This is a genomic window from Intrasporangium sp. DVR, from assembly GCF_040365325.1.
Classification (GTDB): domain Bacteria; phylum Actinomycetota; class Actinomycetes; order Actinomycetales; family Dermatophilaceae; genus Intrasporangium.
Window position 1 is genome coordinate 1 of sequence record NZ_BAABZW010000046.1, and the last position, 546, is coordinate 546.

The 546-nt window shown below is 70.9% G+C and carries 1 protein-coding gene; it reads right to left on the reverse strand.

Annotated elements, in window-relative coordinates; all coding sequences use genetic code 11:
* On the reverse strand, positions 1 to 435 hold a 435-nt coding region (locus ABWV20_RS19195), incomplete at its 3' end, for a transposase family protein (protein WP_353358070.1).
* Positions 436 to 546 lie beyond the last annotated feature (111 nt).

The following is a 546-nucleotide window of genomic DNA, read 5'->3' on the forward strand; positions in this document are numbered from 1 at the left end:
CAGGGTGTGCCAGTCCACGCCGAGGTGCCGGGCCAGCGCGGACACCGTGGTGTCGTCGTGGGCGAGCGCGTCGGTCGCCCAGCCGATCGCCCGCGAGGTCAGCTTCGCCCGGGGCGCGATCAGCTCGTGCTGCTCGCTGAACGTGACGACCGGGCAGGCCGGCTCGGTGCATCGCCAGATCCGCTTGCGCCACCGGATGACGGTGACCGCACCGAAGCAGGGCGCGTCCGCGGCCTCGTGGACGCGCCGGCCGTGGCCAACCGCGACCACCCCGCACGAGGGGCAGCCGCCCACGTCCGCGTCGGTTTCCACCGTGACGACGAGCCGGCCGGACTCGTCCTGGGCCACCTCGAGCACGTGCATGCCCGAGGCGTTGAACAGGGCGTCCGCGCGGGCACACCAGCCCGAGCGCGGACCACAACTACAGTGATCCATGTCGAGGTCTTCAGTTAGGCAGCTTGGTCGCTACCGATCCTGAAGGCCTCGACTCATTCATCCCCGCAACGCCACGCCGAGCGCCTCACCCACGCTCAGTTCCGAAGAGCC